We start from the raw sequence: 19,738 nt of genomic DNA on the forward strand, positions 1-19,738 counted from the left end.
CATGTTGCGTCATCTGATCGAACAAGCGCTCAAGCTACGCTTTGCCGTGCTTGGCCTGGCTGTCCTGCTGGCGGGTATTGGCGGGTGGTCCTTTGCCAACCTGCCGATCGACGCCTTCCCTGACATCAGCTCCACCCAGGTGAAGATCATCCTGCGCGCGCCGGGGATGACCCCCGAAGAGGTTGAAAGCCGGGTGATCACGCCGATCGAGATGGAAATGCTCGGCATTCCCGATCAGGCCGTGCTCCGCTCAGTGGCCAAATATGCCATTGCCGACATCACCATCGATTTTGAGGACGGGACCGACATCTACTGGGCCCGCAGCCAGGTGGCAGAGCGGCTGAACGCGGCCATGGGCGACCTGCCCGATACGGTGGATGGCGGCATGGCGCCGATCTCCACGCCGCTGTCGGACATGTACATGTTCACGCTGGAAGGCCCCCAGAGCCTGTCCGAAAAGCGCCGCGTGCTGGACTGGATCATCCGCCCGGCACTGCGCACCGTGCCCGGTGTGGCGGACGTCAATGCGCTGGGCGGCTTTGTCGAAACCTTCGAAGTCGCGCCTGACAATCTGGCACTCGCCGCCGCCGGCCTCAGCACCGCCGATATTGCGGCCGCCATTGAGGCAGGCAATCGCAACGATGGTGCCGGACGGCTGGTTACCGGGGAAGAGGCGCTGATCGTGCGCGCAACCGGTGCAATCCAGACGCTGGACGATCTTGCCAGCACCGTGGTGCGCGCCGATGGCGGGGCGGTGATCCGGCTTGGCGATGTGGCCGATATCCGTACCGGCAGTCTCACCCGCTATGGCGCGGTCACGCGCAACGGCACGGGCGAGGCGGTCGAGGGACTGGTGATCGGGCTGCGCGGCGCCGATGCCTCCATGGTTGTCAGCGGGATTGAGGAACGTCTGGCCGAAGTGACCGCAAGCCTGCCCGAGGGCATGAGCGTGGAGGTCTTCTACGACCGTTCCAACCTGATCAATCGCGCTGTCGGCACGGTGGAAAAGGCGCTGCTTGAAGCGACCATACTGGTGGTCATCCTGCTGCTGCTGTTCCTTGGCGATCTGCGCGCTTCGGTGATTGTGGCGCTGGCCTTGCCGATGGCTGCCCTGCTGACATTCATCTTCATGCGTTCCATCGGCCTCACGGCCAATCTGATGAGCCTTGGCGGGCTGGCAATTGCCGTCGGCATGCTGGTGGATGGCGCCGTGGTGGTGGTGGAAAATGTCGTCGAGCGGCTTACCGACCCGCGCCACGCCTCCAGCAGCAAGCTGCACAACATCTTTGTCGCCACCGCGGAAGTCGCCAAACCCGTGGTTTCGGGCCTTGCGATCATTGCCATCGTGTTCCTGCCGCTGCTGACGCTGGAAGGGCTGGAAGGCAAACTGTTCTCACCCGTGGCGCTGACCATCGTGCTGTCGCTGGCATCGGCGCTGGTGCTGTCGCTCACGCTGATACCGGTGCTGTCCTATTTCCTGCTGAAGCTGAAGACCGGCGGGCATGAGCCGTGGCTGATGCGCAAGATCTCGCCGGTCTATTCGCGCATGCTCAATGGCTCCTTTGCCCGCAAGAAGCTGGTGTTCGGCATAGCGGGCATTTCGCTGGTGCTCACCGGCATTGCCTATTCCGTTACCGGCAAGACCTTCCTGCCGATCATGGATGAAGGATCGGTGGTGATGCAGCTGGCCAAGCTGCCGTCCGTCTCGCTGGAACATTCGCTGGCGGGCGATCTGGCGATCGAGCGGGCGATCATGGAAGAAGTGCCCGAGGTTGAAGCGATCATCGCCCGCGTCGGATCGGACGAGATCGGGCTCGATCCCATGGGCCTGAACGAAAGCGATGCCTTCCTGCAACTGCACCCGCGCGAGGAATGGCGCGTGCAGGACAAGGAATGGCTGGTGGACCAGCTGCGCGCCGTGCTGGACCGTTTCCCCGGTATCGAACCCAGCTTCACCCAGCCTATCGACATGCGCACATCCGAAATGCTGACCGGCGCGCGCGGCGATCTGGCGCTCAAACTGTTCGGCCCCGATCTGGCGGAGCTTTCGCGCCTGTCGGGTGAGATTCAGGCCCGGCTGGAAACCATTGAAGGTACCAGCGAGGCGATGACCGTTGCCAATGACGAGGTCGATTACCTCCAGATCGACATTGACCGCGTTGCCGCAGGCCGCCTGGGCATGCCGGTGACCGATTTGCAGGACATGATGCGCGCACAGGTCGAAGGCATGCGCGCGGGCGTGGTGGCGCAGGAAAATCGCCGCGTGCCCATCGTGATAAAGGCCGGTACAGCGAACGCAGATTCGCCCCAGGCCTTCGCGGACCAGCTGTACCGCTCCCCCACCGGACAGCTGGTCCGCGCCAGCGATGTTGCCAGCGTCGAAAGGACAGAGGGTCCGGTCAAGCTGGAGCATGAAAACGGCTCGCGCTTCGCCATGGTTCAGGCCTTCGTCTCGGGCCGCGATCTGGTCGGCTATGTCGAGGAAGCGCGCGCGGATATCGCCCAGAACGTGCCCCTGCCGCCCGGATACCGCCTTGTCTGGGGCGGCCAGTTCGAAAACCAGCAGCGTGCCAGCGCCCGGCTTGCCATCGTCCTGCCGATCTCGGTGCTGATGATCTTTGGCATCCTGTTCTTCACGCTCAATTCGCTGCGCGCGTCGATCCTGATCCTGCTCAACATTCCCTTTGCCATGGTAGGCGGGATGATCGCGCTGGCGCTGTCCGGGGAGTATCTGTCTGTCCCGGCGTCGGTTGGCTTCATCGCATTGTTCGGCATTGCCGTGCTCAACGGGCTGGTGATGGTCAGCTATTTCCGCCAGCTGCGCGCCGAAGGCCATTCGCTGGCAGAGGCCGTGCGGCGCGGTGCGGAACGGCGGCTGCGTCCGGTGCTGATGACCGCTGCCATCGCCGCGTTCGGGCTTGTGCCCCTGCTTTATGCCACCGGCCCCGGTTCGGAAATCCAGAAGCCGCTGGCCATCGTGGTGGTGGGCGGACTGGTATCGGCGACCATGCTGACCTTGTTCCTGCTGCCCATGCTGTACGAGCGTTTTGGCGAGGGTGCGGCCGACAGGCTGGACGAGGTTCCCAATGCCGCAGGCGGGGAGGGCTGAGATGAAACGGCTGGTATTCCTTCTTCCGGCGCTGGTGATCGCGGCCCCGCTCCACGCAGAGCCGGGCCTGCCGGATGAGGCATCCGTGCTCAGCGCGCTGGACGATCATCCCTCCGTCATCGCCGCGAATGAGCGCGTGACCGCAGCGCGTGCAGGCGCCGATGCGCGCGCAATCGGCCCGCATGAGCTGACGTTTTCCGGCAGCTATACCCAGCGCCGGATTGACCGCGAAGGCTCGTTTGACGAATTCGATACCCAGCTGAGCAGGGCCATTCGCCTGCCCGGCAAGGCGCGGCTGGATCGTGAGATCGGGACGCATCAGGTCGATGCTGCGCAGAACATGGCCGAAGATGTGCGCCATCAGGCCGCCCTCATGCTGGCCGGCTATTGGTGGGACTGGCTGGGCGCGGCGGCGCAATCTACCGTGGATGCGCGCGCGGTGACCAATCTGGAAACGGCCCGCAACGGCGTGAGACGGCGGATGGAACTGGGCGATGCCTCGCTGCTGGAGCTTGATCAGGCTGAAGCTGCGCTGGGCGCGGCGCGGATATTGGCGGATCAGTCCGCGGGCGAAGCGCGGCTTGCGCGCGTGCGTCTGGCGGCGCAGTTTCCCGCTCTGGCCCTGCCGGTGGACGCTCCGGAGATACCGCAGCCGGAAATCGCCCCCGATATGCTGATGGACCTGCACGATCTGGTGCTGTCCAACAGCCATGAAATCGCCGCCGCCGATGCGCAGGCCCGCAGCGTCTCCGCCTATGCCGAGCGTACACGGCTGGACCGGATAGCGGACCCGACCATCGGCGTGCGCCTGTTCTCTGAACGCAGCGGCGCAGAACGCGGCGCGGGCGTGGTGTTTTCCATTCCGCTTGGCGGTGGCCACCGTGCCGCCCTGGCAGATCAGGCGCAGGCGGAAGCCAGCGCTGCCTTGTCGGAGGCCCGGCTCGCCCGCTTCGATGTGCAGGAAACCGCCGATGCCGACCTGACCGAAGCGCAGTTTCGCATCGATGCCTGGCAACGGGCGCGCGCAGGGCTGGATTCGCAGGTCTCGGCACTGGTCAGGTTGCGGCGCGGTCATGAACTTGGCGAGATCGACCTTGCCGAACTTTTGCTGGGCGAACGCATGGTCCACGATGCCTTCCGCGCCGAGGGCGCAGCCCGGGCGGCGGCTGGCCGGGCGATCACCAAACTGCGGATCGACAGCCATGCGCTGTGGCTGTCGGATTAGGCCGGGTCGCACGCGCAGCAGCCGGTATTTGCTGCCATCCAGACAGTTCGAGGCTTTTCATTCGCCGGTGCAAACTGCATAGCCACCAGTAATTGCGCGGCATTGAGAGGAACGCGAACACATGACCCAATTTTCCCGATTGAACCCGGTGACCGGCGCGGTTGCCTCCAGTGCGGAGGCGATGCAGGCATCTGACATTCCTGCGATTGCCGAGCGCGCGCAGGCTGGCTTTGCTGTCTGGTCGAAGATGGGTCCCAATGCGCGGCGCGCGGTGCTGATGAAGGCGGCCGATGCGCTGATGGGCAAGAAGGACGATTTCGTCGCCGCCATGATGGGCGAGATCGGCGCAACTGCCGGCTGGGCGATGTTCAACCTTGGCCTGGCCGCCGGAATGGTGCGCGAAGCGGCTGCCATCACCACGCAGATTGCGGGCGAGGTCATTCCGTCCGATCATGAAGGCACAATCGCCATGGCCCTGCGTGAGCCGGTGGGCGTGATGCTTGGCATTGCCCCGTGGAACGCGCCGATCATCCTTGGCGTGCGCGCGATTGCGGTGCCGCTGGCCTGCGGCAATTCGGTGATCCTGAAGGCGAGCGAGAACTGCCCGCGCACCCATGCGCTGATTATCGAGGCCTTTGCCGAAGCGGGCTTCCCCGATGGCGTGGTCAACGTCGTCACCAATGCGCCCGAGGATGCAGCGGAGGTAGTTGGCGCGCTGATCGATGCGCCGCAGGTCAAGCGGATCAACTTCACCGGCTCCACCGGCGTGGGCAAGATCATCGCCATGCGCGCCGCTCAGCACTTGAAGCCCTGCCTGCTGGAACTGGGCGGCAAGGCGCCGATGATCGTGCTGGAAGATGCCGATCTGGATGAGGCGGTGAAGGCCGCGGCCTTTGGCGCGTTCATGAACCAGGGCCAGATCTGCATGTCGACCGAGCGCATTATCGTGGTGGACAGCGTGGCCGATGCGTTTGCGCAGAAGTTTACCGCCAAGGTGAACACCATGCCCGTTGGCGATCCTGCCGAGGGCAAGACGCCGCTTGGCGCTGTGGTCGATCGCAAGACGGTGGATCACTGCTATGCGCTGATCGAGGATGCGTTGGGCAAGGGCGCACAGCTGCTGACGGGCGGAGAGACGACGCACAACGTGCTGATGCCCGCGCACCTGGTGGACAAGGTGACGCCGGACATGAAGCTGTTCCGCGATGAGAGCTTTGGCCCGGTTGTGGGCATCGCCCGCGCCCGCGATGAGGCGCATGCGATCGAGCTGGCGAATGACACCGAATATGGCCTGTCTTCCGCCGTGTTCACCCGCGATACCGCGCGCGGCCTGAAGGTCGCCCGGCAGATCCAGGCGGGCATCTGCCACGTCAACGCCTCGACCGTGTCGGACGAACCGCAAATGCCGTTCGGCGGGATGAAGGCCTCCGGCTATGGCCGGTTCGGCGGCAAGGCCGGGATCGACGCCTTCACCGAACTGCGCTGGGTCACCTTCGAGACCGAGCCGGGTCACTACCCGATCTGATGCTCCGCGCGGCTCCCGGCGGTGCAGCAGCAACCGCCGGGAGCCGCCGCATCAGTCCAGCGGCGGAAGCGGAAAGCCTTCGATATAGAATTCGCCGGGGTCTTGCCCCTGCAGGGCCGGATCGAAGCGATAGCTGATCTTTCCTTCGGCGGAATAGCCGGTGGAGCCGACCGATGTGACGGCCGCAACCGAATCGAACTGATCGGTGATGGTGGTCACCTGCGCCCGGTCACCGTCGATTGCGATCAGGGCTATGCGGCCCGATCCGCCTTCAGCCTGGAGGAAGCGATGCCCGCCAATCGGGCGCAAGCCATCGGGTCCGGCAACCGGCTGTGACAGCTCCAGCGTGGTCAGCCCGGCATAGCTGCCATCAGCTCGGCGATTGACCCGCTGGACCAGATTCTGGCGCACGTTGTTGATGTACATCGTGCCGTCATCGGCAAAGGCGATGCCGTCCACGCCGACAAGGTCTTCTCCCTCGGCGAACAACTCCAGCGCATCGCTGCCCCACGTCAGTCTGAACAGCCGGCCAGAGGTGATCTCGGTTGCGAACGCGGTTCCGTCGGCGGCGATGGCGATGTCATTGCAGGTGGCGGGCTTGCCCGACGGGAAGTCCCAGCTGCCGAACAGTTCACCCGACGACAGGCTGAAGGCCTTGACCGCGGCGGGCGCGGCATTGGGGTCTGGCGGGCCGCCAAAGGCCGGGTTGGAGCAGGTCCAGAGCAGATCATGCACATCGTCTGCCAGCACGCCGAACAGCGATTGCAGGCCGTTGTGTGCGTCAGGGACGATCCACGCCGCCGCCTGCGATGCGCCCGGCACAGCGCGGTAAATCGTTCCGCCATTGCTGCCGACATAGATGTTGCCGCGCACATCGGAGGTGAGGCTTTCGGGGTAAATCTCGGTCCCGGCGATAAGAATCCTGGCCGGGGTTTCTGTCGATGAAGAACTGGCCACGCCAACGCATCCGCCCAGTGCAATTGATGCCAGTATCGTGCCCGCAAGAAAGCGCTTCATTCATCCCTCCCAGTGATTTGCCTGCGGATCATAGACGTCCCGCACCTCTTTGAAAGAGCGCACATGTCCCCTTCACATTGCCGCCGCGCTGGGCGATAGGGTGGTGCAAGAACATTCGGGGGGATGAAGTCGGGATGCAGTGGTCTAAACGCTCAGTGCCTGGAATCGGGGTGCTTGCGGCTTGTCTGGCTTTGCTGGGCTGCGTGGCGGCGGATGCGCCGGTTGGCAGCACCGCGGGCATGGTGGGCGCGTCAACCGCCGTCGACGGGCCAACCGTGGTGAACGGCCAGTCTCTGCGCAATATCAATGCCCCGGCCAATATCGGCGACTGGATGAGCCACGGGCGCGGCTGGTCAGAGGACCGGTTCAGCCCACTCACCCAGATCAACGATGGCAATGTCAGCCAGCTGGGCCTGGCATGGTTCGATGACCTTGCGACCATGCGCGGCGTGCAGGCGACCCCGCTGGTGGTCGATGGCGTGCTTTACAATGAGAGCATCTACAACATCGTCACCGCCTATAATGCGGCGACGGGTGAGAAATTGTGGACCTATGATCCCGAAGTCGGCCCCGAATGGGCGCGGCTGGCATGCTGCGGGCCTTCCTCGCGCGGGATCGCGGCGTGGAACGGCAAGCTCTATATCGGCGCGCTCGATGGCCGGCTGATCGCTGTGGATGCGGCCACAGGATCAGAAGTGTGGTCTGCCCAGACATTCGAAACCGAAGGCGAGTTGAACGCCTATTCCATCACCGGTGCGCCGCGCGTCTATGATGGCAAGGTGGTGATCGGCAATGGCGGCGCGGATTACGGCGTGCGCGGCTTCGTGGTCGCCTATGATGCCGAGACGGGCGAGCAATTGTGGAAGTTCTACACCGTGCCCGGCAATCCGGCGGATGGCCCTGACGGTGAAGCGTCGGACAGCGCCATGGACATCGCCTTGCCCACATGGGCGGGCGAATGGTGGCGCTATGGCGGCGGCGGCACGGCGTGGGACAGCTTCGCCTACGATCCTGAACTGAACCTGGTCTATATCGGCACCGGCAATGGCAGCCCGCACATGTGGTATTTCCGCAGCAATGATGAGGGGGACAACCTGTTCCTGTGCTCCATCGTCGCGGTCGATGCCGATACGGGCGAGTACAAGTGGCACTATCAGATGGTGCCCGAGGAGGAGTGGGATTACACCTGCACCCAGCCGATGATCCTGACCGATCTGGAGATCGGCGGGCGTGAACGCCAGGTCATCATGCAGGCACCCAAGAACGGCTTTTTCTATGTGATTGACGGCGCCAGCGGGGAACTGATCAGCGCGGAAACCTATGTCTCTGAAAACACCTGGGCCAGCCGCATCGATCTGGAAACAGGCCGTCCGGTGCTTCAGCCCGGCGCACATAACACCACCACGCCGCATCTGATGAGTCCCAGCTGGCTGGCGGCGCACAGCTGGCATCCGATGGCGTTCAGCCCTGACACCGGGCTGGTCTATCTCAGCGCGCAGGAGCAGCCCTCCACCTATGCCCGCGCCGAGGATGGCGGCTTCAACTTCGTCCATCACCGGTCCAACAGCGGCCAGTCGCGCGGCAATATGCCCGAACTGCGGGCCGCGCTTCAGGCCGAGGCGAATGAGAAGGAAAAGGGCTATCTGCTCGCCTGGGACCCGGTGACGCAGAGCGAGGCGTGGCGCGTGCCCTATGCGCACCCCGGCTCTGGCGGCGTGCTGGCCACGGCGGGCAATCTGCTGGTGCAGGGCACGATCGACAAGACGCTGGCCATCTACCGCGCCGACACTGGCGCCAAGTTGTGGGAGATGGATATTGACCAGGCTCCGGTGGCCGGACCCATCACCTATATGGTGGACGGGGTCCAATATATCGCCATCAACGCCGGCTGGGGAGGCTCGCCCGTCTATAACCTTGGCCCATTCCAGACATCGACCGCAAAGCTGCTGGTGTTCCGTCTGGGCGCGACAGGCGTAACCCTGCCGCCTCCGCCGCCACCAACCAGCCTGCCGCGTCCGCCATACCTGTCCGCCAATGAGGCGCAGGTATCGCATGGCCGCCAGCTTTACGGTGACACATGCGTGCGCTGCCACGGTGAGAATGCCGTGGGCGGGGTGAAGGACCTGCGCTGGATGACACAGGAAACCCGCGCGCAGTTCAACGACATCGTGCTGCACGGCCTGTTCATCGATCGCGGAATGGCGGGCTTCTCCGACATTCTGAGCGAGGAAGACGCCGCCGACATCCATGCCTTCCTCATCGCCCGCGCCAATGAGGATTACACAGACGCTGCGGCGGGAGGACACCCATGATGCGAGCCTTGAAAACCACGATTTCCGCCATCGCGCTGGCGGGCGCAGTTTCGTTTGCCGCACCGGCCCTTGCGCAGGCTCCCGGAGAGGCAAGCGCGGTTCCGGACACCTCCTGCCAGTATGACTGCCTGATCGCCATGGTCCGCCAGCATATGCAGGCACTGGGCGCGCGCGATGCCAGCGGCCTGCCGCTTGCCGGCGATGTGATGTTCACAGAGAACAATGTGATCCTGCCGGTCGGCCATGGCCTTTGGCGCACCGCCGATGATGTGGATGCAGATGGGCTGGCGGTGGCGGACGAGACCACCGGCCATGCCGCATGGTTTGGCTCCGTGCGGGAGAATGGCACGCCCGTTTTCTACGCCGTGCGCATCCATGTGGAAGGCGGCCTGATCGATGAGATCGAGAGCGTGGTCCACCGCCGCACATCGCTGCCTGCTCCCTTTGGCGACTGGGAGAACATGGAGCATTTCAGCGAATTCTACGAAATCCTGCCAGAGGAAGAACGCCGCCCGCGCGAGCGCATGCTGGCCATTGCCGATGCCTATTTCGATACGGTGGAGCTGAACGACGGGCAGGTCTTCGCGCCTTTTGCGGAGGACTGCTCGCGGCTGGAAAACGGCATTTCCACCACTGCCCCGCGCCCCGGCGCACAGGCCAGTGCTGCCAATATTGCCAGCGGCTGCCGCGCTCAGTTCGAGCTGGGGCTGTACCGCATCAACAAGCGTATCAGGCGCGAACTGCCGCTGGTCGATGTGCAGCGCGGCGTGGTGGTCGGATCGGGTTTCTTCGATCATGCCAATGAGTTCGATCGCTATCTGCTGACCAATGGGCGCGAGATGATGACCGCGCTCAAATGGCCCAATTCGATTTCGCTGATTGAAGCCTTCCGCATTCGCGATGCCGAGATCCAGCGGATCGAAGCGACGTTCACCTATGTTCCCTATTTCATGCATAACCCCTTCTGGGGCGATGATGCGGACTTCCCTGAATATGCCCCGCAGCCCGATCTGTGCGATGATGCCTGCCTTGCCGCCAATGCGCGCTTGGTCGCCTCTGGCATGGTCGGCAACAACTGGCAGGGCCTGAACTGGGGTGAGCGCGTCGGCTATGCCGAAAACAGCGTGGGCATCCGCGTGGGCGAGGGCATCTGGGCGACCGTCACCGCCATCGATGCAGACCCTCTGGTGATTGCCGATGCGCAGACCGGCAAGGCGGTGTGGATCGGCCGGATCGAGGAACATGGCCAGCCGGGATGGGCGGCCTTTACCGTCGCTGCCGATGGCGATGCGATCGGCAGCGTGGACGCGCTGATCCGCCGCAGCCAGTATGGCCCGCCCTATGCCGAGCCTGTGTCCGCCAGCGATTATGGCGTACTGCCCGCCAGCCGCCGCACATCGCGCGCGGACATGCTGGCCGCCGCGCCGCAGTTCATGCACGCGCTTGGCTCCAACGGGGCTGCTCCCGATATTTTCGGCGCTGAATGTCACTGGTCGGTCAACGGGCAGGATGTGGGCGAATGTGCCGCACCGTTCGGCTCGCCCGTACTGGCGCGGATCGAGGAAGTGCGCGACCGGCAATTGCTGGCCGTGGATGAGGAGCGCGGCCTGGCCGTCTATCGCTTCTTCGAGGATCTTCCGGCTGCTGGAGGCGAGGGCTATCCGCTCACCTATCAGGTGGTGGAGCTCTATCATTTTGATGCAGGCCGGGTGATCAGGGTGGAGGCTTTCACCTCCGAATTGCCCTACGCCATGCAGCCGCTGAGCCAGCGATGAACAGGGCGATCAGGCGGCGTCTTTCCCGCATCTGAAGCCGATGTGCGAGGTCGACGTGTCGACCGTCTGCGGATAGCGGGCGGCGGGGCGGTAGCGCTGGCAGTAATTCTCGGCGCACAGATGTGATCCGCCCTTGATCACCATGACCGGGAAATCCTCCCCGGAACCAGCTCCCTTGCCGCCGGACGCGCAGCATTTCTTCACCGGCTCGCTGGCCAGCCGGTAGGGGTCGCTGGTCCATTCCCAGGCGTTGCCGATCATGTCGTACAGGCCATAGCTATTGGCCGGGAACGCCCCGATGGGGGACGTGCGATCATAGCCATCGAGACACATATTGGTCTTGGGGAAGGGCCCTTGCCAGTAATTGGCCAGCATGGCGCCGCCCGGCGCCAGCTCGTCGCCCCAGGCAAAGGCCAGGCCTTCTTGCCCGCCGCGCGCGGCAAATTCCCATTCCGCCTCGCTCAGCAGGCGCTTGTCCGCCCACGCGCAATAAGCCTGCGCGTCTTCGTGGGCGATATGTACGACCGGGTGGTCCTCCAGCCCTGCGGTGGAGCTGCCGGGACCTTGCGGGCGGTGCCAGCACGCGCCGGGAACATAAGCCCACCAGTTCATCGGGTCGGGCGTGATCGGATATTTGACCGGCGGCACGAACACCGATGATCCCGGCACCAGCAGGCCGGGGTCTGCGCCGGGATATTTCGCCGCGTCTGGGGGCCGCTCGGCCAATGTCACATAGCCTGTTTCCTGCACGAACTGCGCGAACCGGGCATTGGTGACTGGCGACGGGTCGATCAGGAAGGGCTCGACAGTAACCATGCGCGCAGGCGCTTCCTCGGGATAGTGATCGTCCGATCCCATCCGAAAGCTGCCGCCTTCGATGCGCTTCATGTCCTCACCTGCCGCCGCGCTTCACAGGATCGATCGTTTGGCGACCACATCCAGCAAGAAGCAGTAATGCCAGAACGGATCGGCAGTGGTCCAGTCCTCCGATGCGGCGCAGCTGCCGGGTTCGGGGAGCGGATATTCCTCCAGCGGATCGCTGGTCAGATTGTAGAAGTCGCAATCTTCGGTGCTGTCGGTGCACACCAGCTTGAAAGTGGCATTGCGCGCGCCGATCACCTTGGTTCCGCCAGTCATCAGATTGGACGATTCTGTCAGGATGAAATCGTGATCGGGATCGCGCACCCTGTCCGCTCCGCCGCGCAGAATGGGGTCGAGCGAGACCGAATCCAGCGCAATCTGTGCATCGCCCGCGCTGTTCGAAACAGTCTCCGGCACTTCCAGACCGGCAAGCGAGAGGATGGTGGCGAACAGATCGGCCACGTGGACAAACTCGCCGTTCTGGCTGCCCGCCTCAATGCCGGGTCCGCGAATGACCATCGGCACGTGCGCGCCGCTTTCAAACGCGCTGCCTTTGCCGCGTCCGGTGCGGGTGATGTACATGTTGTCGATGAAATCGAGGTTGGGCCGCCCGTACATCGGCGTGCCATTGTCGCCGATATAGATGACGTAGGTATTGGGGTCGATATCGTCCACCGCCGCCAGCACCTGCCCGATGATCGTGTCCATCGAATTGGTCATGGCGCGCATCAGGGCCTCGCCCGAACAATTGCCCACTTCATTGGTGCCGAACGTGCCGCCGCATGCTTCCATCTCGGCCCGGCTGACATCGTCCAGCGTATCGGCATTGGGCACCATCATCGCGCTTGGCTGCTGGATCGCGGTGGCATGGGAGAGGTTGAAGGCCAGCCAGGTGAACCACGGCCTGTCCGGATCGGCTTCTTCCTGCGCCCTGATCCAGTCGATCGTGTCCGACCCCTTGGCCACTGCGGCATAGGTGCTGGGCGCGATGCCGGGCAGCGATGCGACCGGCGCTTCTTCGGTGCGCCACTGTCCCGCAGGCGTGCCCGCATCCTGCACATGCAGCGGATAATCCCAGAACGACGGGAGCGCGGCATGCATATTGCCGCGGAACAGCTGGAACCCGGCCTCCTTCGGCTTCATGCCGGGATAATCGCCGCCTTCAGCAGGCAGGCCCGCCATGTGCCACTTGCCGAATACCGCCGTGCTGTATCCGCCCCTGTCGGCCAGCGTGCGGACGAAGGAATCGTGGTTCTGGCTCAGCGCGTCGGCATAGGTCTGCACATGGGTACGCCCGGCGAACAGGCCGGTCAGCAGGGATGCCCGCGTGGGAGAGCAGAAGGGCTGCGCCCAGGCATCGGTGAAGACCATGCCGTCATCGGCCAGCTGATCGAGCACCGGCGTGGAGGCGGGATGGCCATTGATGGCCTGGTAATCGGGATGATCGTGGCCTTCGGGGCCATATTGGGCGATCAGCTGTTCCATCAGTCCGGGCACCATGCCGGGTGTGACGTCGAGGCCGACATCATCGGAAATGATCAGCAGGATATTGGGCCTGCGCGGTGTATCCTCATCGGCAGCATTGGCCGGAACCGCCGTGAGGCCCAAGCAAAGCGCACAGGCCATCGCAATTTTCGATGTGGTTTCCAGCATCCCTCTCAGCCCTCCCAGACTTTGAGGCAAAGCTACATCGAATATGGCTTCGGTGATAGTGGAGATTGAGCGGTTGCGGTGCCGGTCATGCAGCGCGCCAGCGCATCAGTGCATAGACGGGCAGCGACACCAGCAGCAGCCCCACGCCCCACGCCACGGCCTCTCCGCCTGCGCCATAGATGGTCCAAGCGGAATAGAGCGTGGCGAGCGCGGCCACCCACGGCAGATATCTGCGCGAAGCCATGCCGCCGCCAAACCGAAGCCGCAGTGCACTGGCCATGCACACAAGGTACATGAACAGGCTGCAGGCGGTGGAAATCAGCAGCAGGAAGCCGAATATCTCCGCCGCCGAGCTATCGTAATTGAGCAAGACCACCACCGTCATCAGGGCGCTGGAAACCACCAGCGCGCGGGCGGGTGACCCTGCCGCGTTTTCCTTTGCAAACCAGCGCGGAAAGGCGCCGGCGCGGGCCATCGCATAGGGCAGTTCGGCCTGCACCATGATCCAGCCATTGAGCGCGCCAAAGCAGCTGATGGCGGCGAAACCGGCAATCAGCAGGGCGGGGCCGGGCGCCCAGAAACGCTCGACAAAATCGGCAAAGGGCGCTCCCGAACTGGCGATGATATCCTCTGGCATCAGCAGGATGATGGCCGAACAGGTGACCAGGTAGAGCAGTCCGGTCAGCGCCGTGCCGACCAGCGTGGCAAAGGGAATGGTGCGCTCCGGATCGCGGATCTTGCCCGCCGGAACGGTCGCCGATTCCAGGCCGAGCAAGGCCCACAGGGTCAGCGTGGCGGCGGCGGTCACGATGCCGGGCTGGATGCCGCCCGGCTCCATCGGCCGCAGCTCTGCCTCGCCCGTGCCCATCGCAACTGCGGCAAGTACAATCACCAGCAGAAGCGGCAGCACCTTGATGACGGTGGTGACCAGCTGGAACCCCCCGGCCGATCGCGATCCTGTCAGGTTGAGGAAGGTCAGCGCCCAGATCAGCACCACTGCCGCCAGTGCATCGCCGCCGGTGGTGGCAGACATGCCGGGCACGAACACGCCCAGATAGCTGATACCGGCCACGGCAATGGCCGCATTGCCGATCCACAACGATATCCAGTAGCTCCATGTCACCATGAAGGCGGGCAGGGGGCCGAACGCGGCGTTGGTATAGGCGTAAGGCCCGCCCTCAACGGGCATCTGCCGCGCCAGCCAGGCGAAGGTCGCGGCAAGGCACAGGCCGCCCGCTATGGTGAACAGCCAGCCGACAATCGAATTCCAGCCCAGCGGGGCCAGCGTGGCGGGCAGCAGGAATATGCCGGAACCGATCATGTTGCCCATGACCAGCGATATCGTCATCCAGCGGCCCAGCTTGCCGCCTTTGGCAGGCTCGTCCCCTGCCGCGATCCGGGCGGCGCTCACGCTATCCGCCCGGTCCGCTGCAGGTCATCCTGACCAGGCTTAATAGCTGTATCCAAACCGCAGGCCGAACGTCCTCGGCTGGTTGGGAACCTGATAGACATTGCCGCCGATGCCCGGGACATCATTGGCGCAGACCGAAGAACCGCACTGCGCGTAGAGATAGGCCTGGCCACGCTCATCAAACACGTTGGTGACGTAGAATTCGGCATTCCAGCCGCCCAGATCCTTCTTCACGCCGACAGCGAGATCGACCGTGCCGTAGCCATCCTGCGTGCCAACCAGACGGTTGTCTTCAAGCAGCAGGTTGGAACGGATATCGGACTGGAGAACCCCGGCAAATTGCACGTGGGCCAGCAGGTCGCGGTTCAGGAACCATTCGTAGCGCGCGGTGACATTGCCCTTGAACTTGGGCGATGCGGGAAGCCGCGTGCCAGCCGGTGCGGGCGGATTGGCGCAGACCGTCACCGGATCGCCATTGGCATCGGTGAAGCCGCAATAATTATCCGTCAGCTTGGCATCGAGATAGGTCATCCCGGCGGCCAGTGTCAGGCCGTCTGCCGGCTGCAGCGTGACATCCGTTTCAAACCCGCGAATGCGCGCCTGTGCGGCGTTGCGGATTTCGGTCAGCCCGTTGGGACCAAGGATGGCGAACTGGAACTTGTCCCAGTCCAGCTGGAAGATGGCCGCGTTCCAGCGCACAAGTCCATCGGCAAAGCTGGTCTTCAGGCCCAGCTCGTAATTGGTCAGGAAGTCCGCCTGATAGCCGAACAGACCGCCACGCCGGTTGGTGCCGCCAGGACGGAAACCGCGCGACCATGTGGCATAGGCCATCACATCGGGGGTGAAGTTGTAGGTGACGTTCAGGCGATGGATCAGGCCGTCGTTCTTGGACCGGCGCGGACTGACCGTGCCATCGGGATTGACGATCACATTGCCGTCGGCATCGGTGACCGCAAGGTTGGTACACGGCGCGCCATCGGTTGACGGGGGCGAAAGCGAATCGTCGATCGGAGAACGACACGCAGCAACGCCGGTCGATCCGCTGAAGTTTTCGGAATATCCGAAGAAGCCGATCAGCGTGTTGTTATATTCGAAATAGCGCAGGCCGCCGGTCACTGTCAGCTGATCGGTCAGATCAATGGCCACTTCGCCAAACGCGGCATAGTCGCGGTCAATACGCGTCTGCTTGGTCAGCCAGATCGTGTCGGACCAGCCGGGCACTTCGATGAAGCTGGCGATATTGTCGATCTGGTAACGCTGCTGGATGTCGTGTTCCTGGCGCTGGTAGAACAGGCCTGCCTGGAAGCGCACGCTCTCATCCTGCGGTGAGGACAGGCGCAGTTCCTGGCTCACCTTGTTGAAGCGGTCACGGCTGGAGAAATACTGCGAGGGATTGACCAGCGGGCAGCTGAAATCCTGCGCCGGGCAATCGGCCACGAAGTAATAGCCATAGCCGTACAGCACGTCATAGAAATAGGCGTAGTCCGAATAATCGGCCAGGCCATCGATGCCGCGTTCCAGATAGGCGCCCGAATAGACCAGATCGAAATTGCCGATGCGGCCTTCGACGGTCATCGCCGCCTGCACCCACTCATCGTCCTGGAAATTGTCGCGATAGGTCTGGACGTTCAGATCGCCGAGGCTGGGCAGGAAGGCGAACGTGCCGGAGGTGTTCTGCTTCTGCGCCATGATGGACGGCGTGACGGTCCAGTTGTCATCCAGCTCAATGCCCAGCGCGAGGCGGGCACCATAGGTCTCGACGTCGTTGAAGTCGTCCTCGACCAGCGCCAGATTGTCGTCAGTTTCACCCGAACTGGGGAATGTGCGCACGCCGCGGATGTTGTCGATATAGCCGCCATCCTTGACGTACCAGCCCACCAGGCGAGCAGCGATGGTATCGCTGATCGGCATGTTCACGAAGCCTTCGAGGGCGCCGCCGAATTCGCCGTGATCGACATAATTGCCTTCGACATCAAAGCCCATGTCGAAGCCGCTCGCATCGGGCTGGTTGGTGATGATGCGGATGGTGCCGGCCTGGCTGGATGCGCCGAACAGCGTGCCCTGCGGGCCTGCCAGAGCCTCCACGCGGGCGACGTCATACAGATGGACGTTGAGGTTGCCCTGCGCCGTGGTGATCGGCTGTTCATCGAGATAGGTGCCCACGCTGGGCAGCGGGCCGGAGTGGTTGCCGTCACCGCCGCTGGCCACGCCGCGCATGTAGACGAGCTGGTAGAACGGGCCACCGTAATTCTGCGTCGAGACGCTGGGCAGGAACTTCACATAGTCCTCAAGCCCGTCAACCTGCAGGTTCTCCAGCCGCTCCGTATTGAGCACCTGGACGCTGATCGGAACGTCCTGAAGATCTTCGACCCGCCGCTGCGAGGTCACGAGGATGGTGTTGTTCTGGGAACTGGACGCGGTCGGGGCGGCACTGTCATCCACGGCTTCCTGGGCGAATGCCGCACCGCTTGCCAATATGCTGGAACCAAGAAGCAGGCCTGTGACGGCCCGCAAGGCCCGGCCCGAACGACGATCGCGTGATTCCATACCCATTGTAAAACCCTCATGTTGCGAGCGGATCAGATCTGCGCAGCTAGTGCTGTCGGTGACCAATCGGGCGCTCAGATCCGTCTGCGGTATTCCCCCTAGAAATGGTGCCATAAATGGCGGAAATGCTTGCGTTCCAGCCACTTTGACAGGTGTAAAAGAACTGTAATTTACCTATGTGTCAAGAGGTGCTCGTCGGACGGCTTCCCAAGGTCGGTCTAAAGCCGGGCCGCTATGGCAAACTGACAACAGTCGGCAAAATTACAATTTGCACGGATAATCGGTCAGGGCCGGACCCAGCGCCTGTTCGAGCGGGCCCAGCCATTGTTCGAAATTCTTCCACTGGGCCAGCCCGTCGGAAAAGATCGGCTGGCGCACCTGTTCGGAACTTGCAGTGCGCACGGCGCGGTCGCTTTCGTAAAAGCGCAGGCAGGATTCCTCAAACGGCAGGTTCAGGTAATCCAGCAGCGCGCGCGTTTCACCCTCCACGTCGGCCACCACCTGTTCATAGAAAACACGGTGCACGGCGCCGGGCCGCACATCGTCGAAATGCGCCATCAGCTCGGTATAGGTGCGGTAGTAATGGCCCAGCTCGGCCAGGTCATAGGTGAACGCCTGACCACGGGCGAAATGCTGCTTGAAATTGGAGAAGCAGCAAGACAGCGGATGGCGCCGCGCATCGATGATCCGGGCATTGGGCAGGATCAGTTTGATCATCCCCACATGCATGAAATTATTGGGCATCTTGTCGAGGAAGAACGGTGCGTCGGTCTTTCTCTGCACGCGTGTGCGGGTCAGAAATTCCTCACCCATTGCGGTCAGCTGATCGGGCGAGAGATCGGCCAGCGCCTCTGGATAATCAGTCTCCTGCGAACGCAATTTGCGCCCGCCGATCTGCGCGGCCATCTGCGGGATGTCGGGCAGTTCCATCGTCCCTTCCACCTGCGAGTGGCTGGACAGGATCTGTTCGATAAGGGTGGAGCCGGCGCGCGGCATGCCAAGGATGAATATGGGGTCTGGCGCGCTGCAACCAGCGTCTGCCCGGTCTGTGAAGAATTGCGGTGTGAACAGCGCGCGGGACCGGACGAGGTGATCGGCAATGTCCGCTGAATCATAGCGCACCATGTCCCGGCGCAGGCGGTTACCCTGCGCATAATGGGTGAAGGATGCCTGATAATTGCCAGCATCCTCCTCTGCCTTTCCCAGCGCGAAGTGGAGGTGGAACAGGTCTTCGGGCTCCAGATCGTCTGACAGAGCGCCGCGCATGGTGGCCCGGTCTGCATCTGCGAAAGTCACCCGCTTGAGATTGGCGAGGCTCCACCATGCTTCGCCAAGGCCCGGCTGTAGCGCGATGCTCTTGCGATAGGCGTCAATACTGTCCTGCTGGCGGCCCACGGTCTTGAGCGCGTGGCCATAGCTCATCCACACCTTGGGCTGGTCCGGATGGCGATCCAGCACATCGTCATACAGGGCAATGGCGTCCTCGAACTCGCCGATCCGGCCCAGCGCCGCGGCCTTGAGATTGGCAAGGCCGGCATTGTGCGGATCATCCGCCAGCAGCATGTCGATCTGTTCCAGCGCTTCTGCCGCGCGGTTCTGCCGGTGCAGCACCAGCGCATAATTGTGCCGCGCCGGGCGGAAGCCAGGTGCCAGCTCCAGCGCGCGCGACAGCAGCTTTTCCGCATCGCCATAGCGGCCCAGCCGCGATGCCAGCTCTGCCAGCATGCGAATGGCGGCGATATCGGTGGGCGCGCGTTTCAGCCTGTCACGCAGGATCGGCTCGGCCACGGCAAGCTCGCCGGAAACCAGCGCATCGGCCGCGCGCATCAGTTCCGGATCGTTGACGGATGCGCGGATCGCCTGCGCATAGGCGGTATCGGCTGATCCGCTGTCGCCGCGCGCGGTATGCTGGTCCCCCAGCGCGCGCCATGCGGCAGACAGGCCGGGGTTGCGCGTGACGGCCATTTCCAGCTGCTCGATCGCATCATCGCTGCGTCCCAGCGATGCCCACGCCAGACCCAGTTCCTGATGCACGTCGGCGCGGCCCTTTCCGCTCTGCGCCAGCGGGCTGAGCAAGTGCGCGGCGCGCGCCGGATCGCCCTGACGGCGGGCGGCGGCAGCCATCAACAACACCGCGTCCGGGTTTTCGGGAGCCTTTGCCAGTATCGCCTGTGCCTGGCTTTCCGCCGCTGCCGGGTTGGTGGAGAGCAGCTTGCTGGTGTGGCGCAACTGCGCCTGAAGGTCTTCGCTCACCTGCGCGCCTCCGGTTGCCAATCCGGGCGATTGCGGCCAATCATGCCTTT

Annotated in this window: 11 protein-coding genes; 5 read left to right on the forward strand and 6 right to left on the reverse strand. The window is 63.6% G+C overall.

Features of this window, described 5'->3' with window-relative positions; all coding sequences use genetic code 11:
* Nucleotide 1: 1 nt before the first annotated feature.
* The 3 genes from ABDZ98_RS06480 to ABDZ98_RS06490 all read left to right on the forward strand — a co-directional run bounded on the left by ABDZ98_RS06480 (nt 2) and on the right by ABDZ98_RS06490 (nt 5,859).
* Nucleotides 2-3,109 carry an efflux RND transporter permease subunit gene (locus ABDZ98_RS06480; protein ID WP_160590108.1) on the forward strand — a complete coding sequence of 1,036 codons (3,108 nt, stop codon included), beginning with the start codon at nt 2-4 and terminating at the stop codon, nt 3,107-3,109.
* A 1-nt stretch (nt 3,110) separates the two neighbouring features.
* Complete coding sequence (locus tag ABDZ98_RS06485; RefSeq protein WP_160590106.1) at nt 3,111-4,334, forward strand: TolC family protein; 1,224 nt, start codon at nt 3,111-3,113, stop codon at nt 4,332-4,334.
* A gap of 121 nt (nt 4,335-4,455) precedes the next feature.
* Nucleotides 4,456-5,859, forward strand: coding sequence for an aldehyde dehydrogenase (locus ABDZ98_RS06490; protein WP_160590104.1), 1,404 nt, complete (start codon nt 4,456-4,458; stop codon nt 5,857-5,859).
* Nucleotides 5,860-5,910: 51 nt separating this feature from the next.
* Here the strand turns inward: ABDZ98_RS06490 and ABDZ98_RS06495 are convergent, their stop codons facing one another.
* Nucleotides 5,911-6,876 carry an SMP-30/gluconolactonase/LRE family protein gene (locus tag ABDZ98_RS06495; protein ID WP_160590102.1) on the reverse strand — a complete coding sequence of 322 codons (966 nt, stop codon included), beginning with the start codon at nt 6,874-6,876 and terminating at the stop codon, nt 5,911-5,913.
* A gap of 203 nt (nt 6,877-7,079) precedes the next feature.
* Between ABDZ98_RS06495 and ABDZ98_RS06500 the strand changes: the two genes are divergently transcribed.
* Both ABDZ98_RS06500 and ABDZ98_RS06505 read left to right on the forward strand, forming a co-directional pair.
* Nucleotides 7,080-9,188, forward strand: a complete 2,109-nt coding sequence (locus tag ABDZ98_RS06500) for a PQQ-dependent dehydrogenase, methanol/ethanol family (protein WP_343806275.1) — start codon at nt 7,080-7,082, stop codon at nt 9,186-9,188.
* Entirely contained in the window at nt 9,185-10,963 is a 1,779-nt protein-coding gene (locus ABDZ98_RS06505; RefSeq protein ID WP_160590098.1) for a DUF8021 domain-containing protein, read from the forward strand. Before ABDZ98_RS06500 ends, ABDZ98_RS06505 begins: the two co-directional genes overlap by 4 nt.
* Before the next feature lie 9 nt (nt 10,964-10,972).
* Here the strand turns inward: ABDZ98_RS06505 and ABDZ98_RS06510 are convergent, their stop codons facing one another.
* The 5 genes from ABDZ98_RS06510 to ABDZ98_RS06530 all read right to left on the reverse strand — a co-directional run bounded on the left by ABDZ98_RS06510 (nt 10,973) and on the right by ABDZ98_RS06530 (nt 19,688).
* Nucleotides 10,973-11,851, reverse strand: coding sequence for a formylglycine-generating enzyme family protein (locus ABDZ98_RS06510; protein ID WP_160590096.1), 879 nt, complete (start codon nt 11,849-11,851; stop codon nt 10,973-10,975).
* A gap of 21 nt (nt 11,852-11,872) precedes the next feature.
* On the reverse strand, nt 11,873-13,432 hold the full coding sequence (locus ABDZ98_RS06515) for a sulfatase-like hydrolase/transferase (protein ID WP_160590094.1): 1,560 nt from the start codon (nt 13,430-13,432) through the stop codon (nt 11,873-11,875).
* 130 nt (nt 13,433-13,562) lie between these two features.
* Entirely contained in the window at nt 13,563-14,888 is a 1,326-nt protein-coding gene (locus ABDZ98_RS06520) for an APC family permease (protein WP_337190157.1), read from the reverse strand.
* Nucleotides 14,889-14,927: 39 nt separating this feature from the next.
* Nucleotides 14,928-17,441, reverse strand: coding sequence for a TonB-dependent receptor (locus ABDZ98_RS06525; RefSeq protein WP_202385939.1), 2,514 nt, complete (start codon nt 17,439-17,441; stop codon nt 14,928-14,930).
* A 255-nt stretch (nt 17,442-17,696) separates the two neighbouring features.
* Complete coding sequence (locus tag ABDZ98_RS06530) at nt 17,697-19,688, reverse strand: tetratricopeptide repeat-containing sulfotransferase family protein (RefSeq protein WP_337190156.1); 1,992 nt, start codon at nt 19,686-19,688, stop codon at nt 17,697-17,699.
* Between the last annotated feature and the right edge of the window lie 50 nt (nt 19,689-19,738).

Origin of the sequence: Alteraurantiacibacter aestuarii (assembly GCF_039523595.1) — a bacterium.
Lineage (GTDB): Bacteria > Pseudomonadota > Alphaproteobacteria > Sphingomonadales > Sphingomonadaceae > Alteraurantiacibacter > Alteraurantiacibacter aestuarii.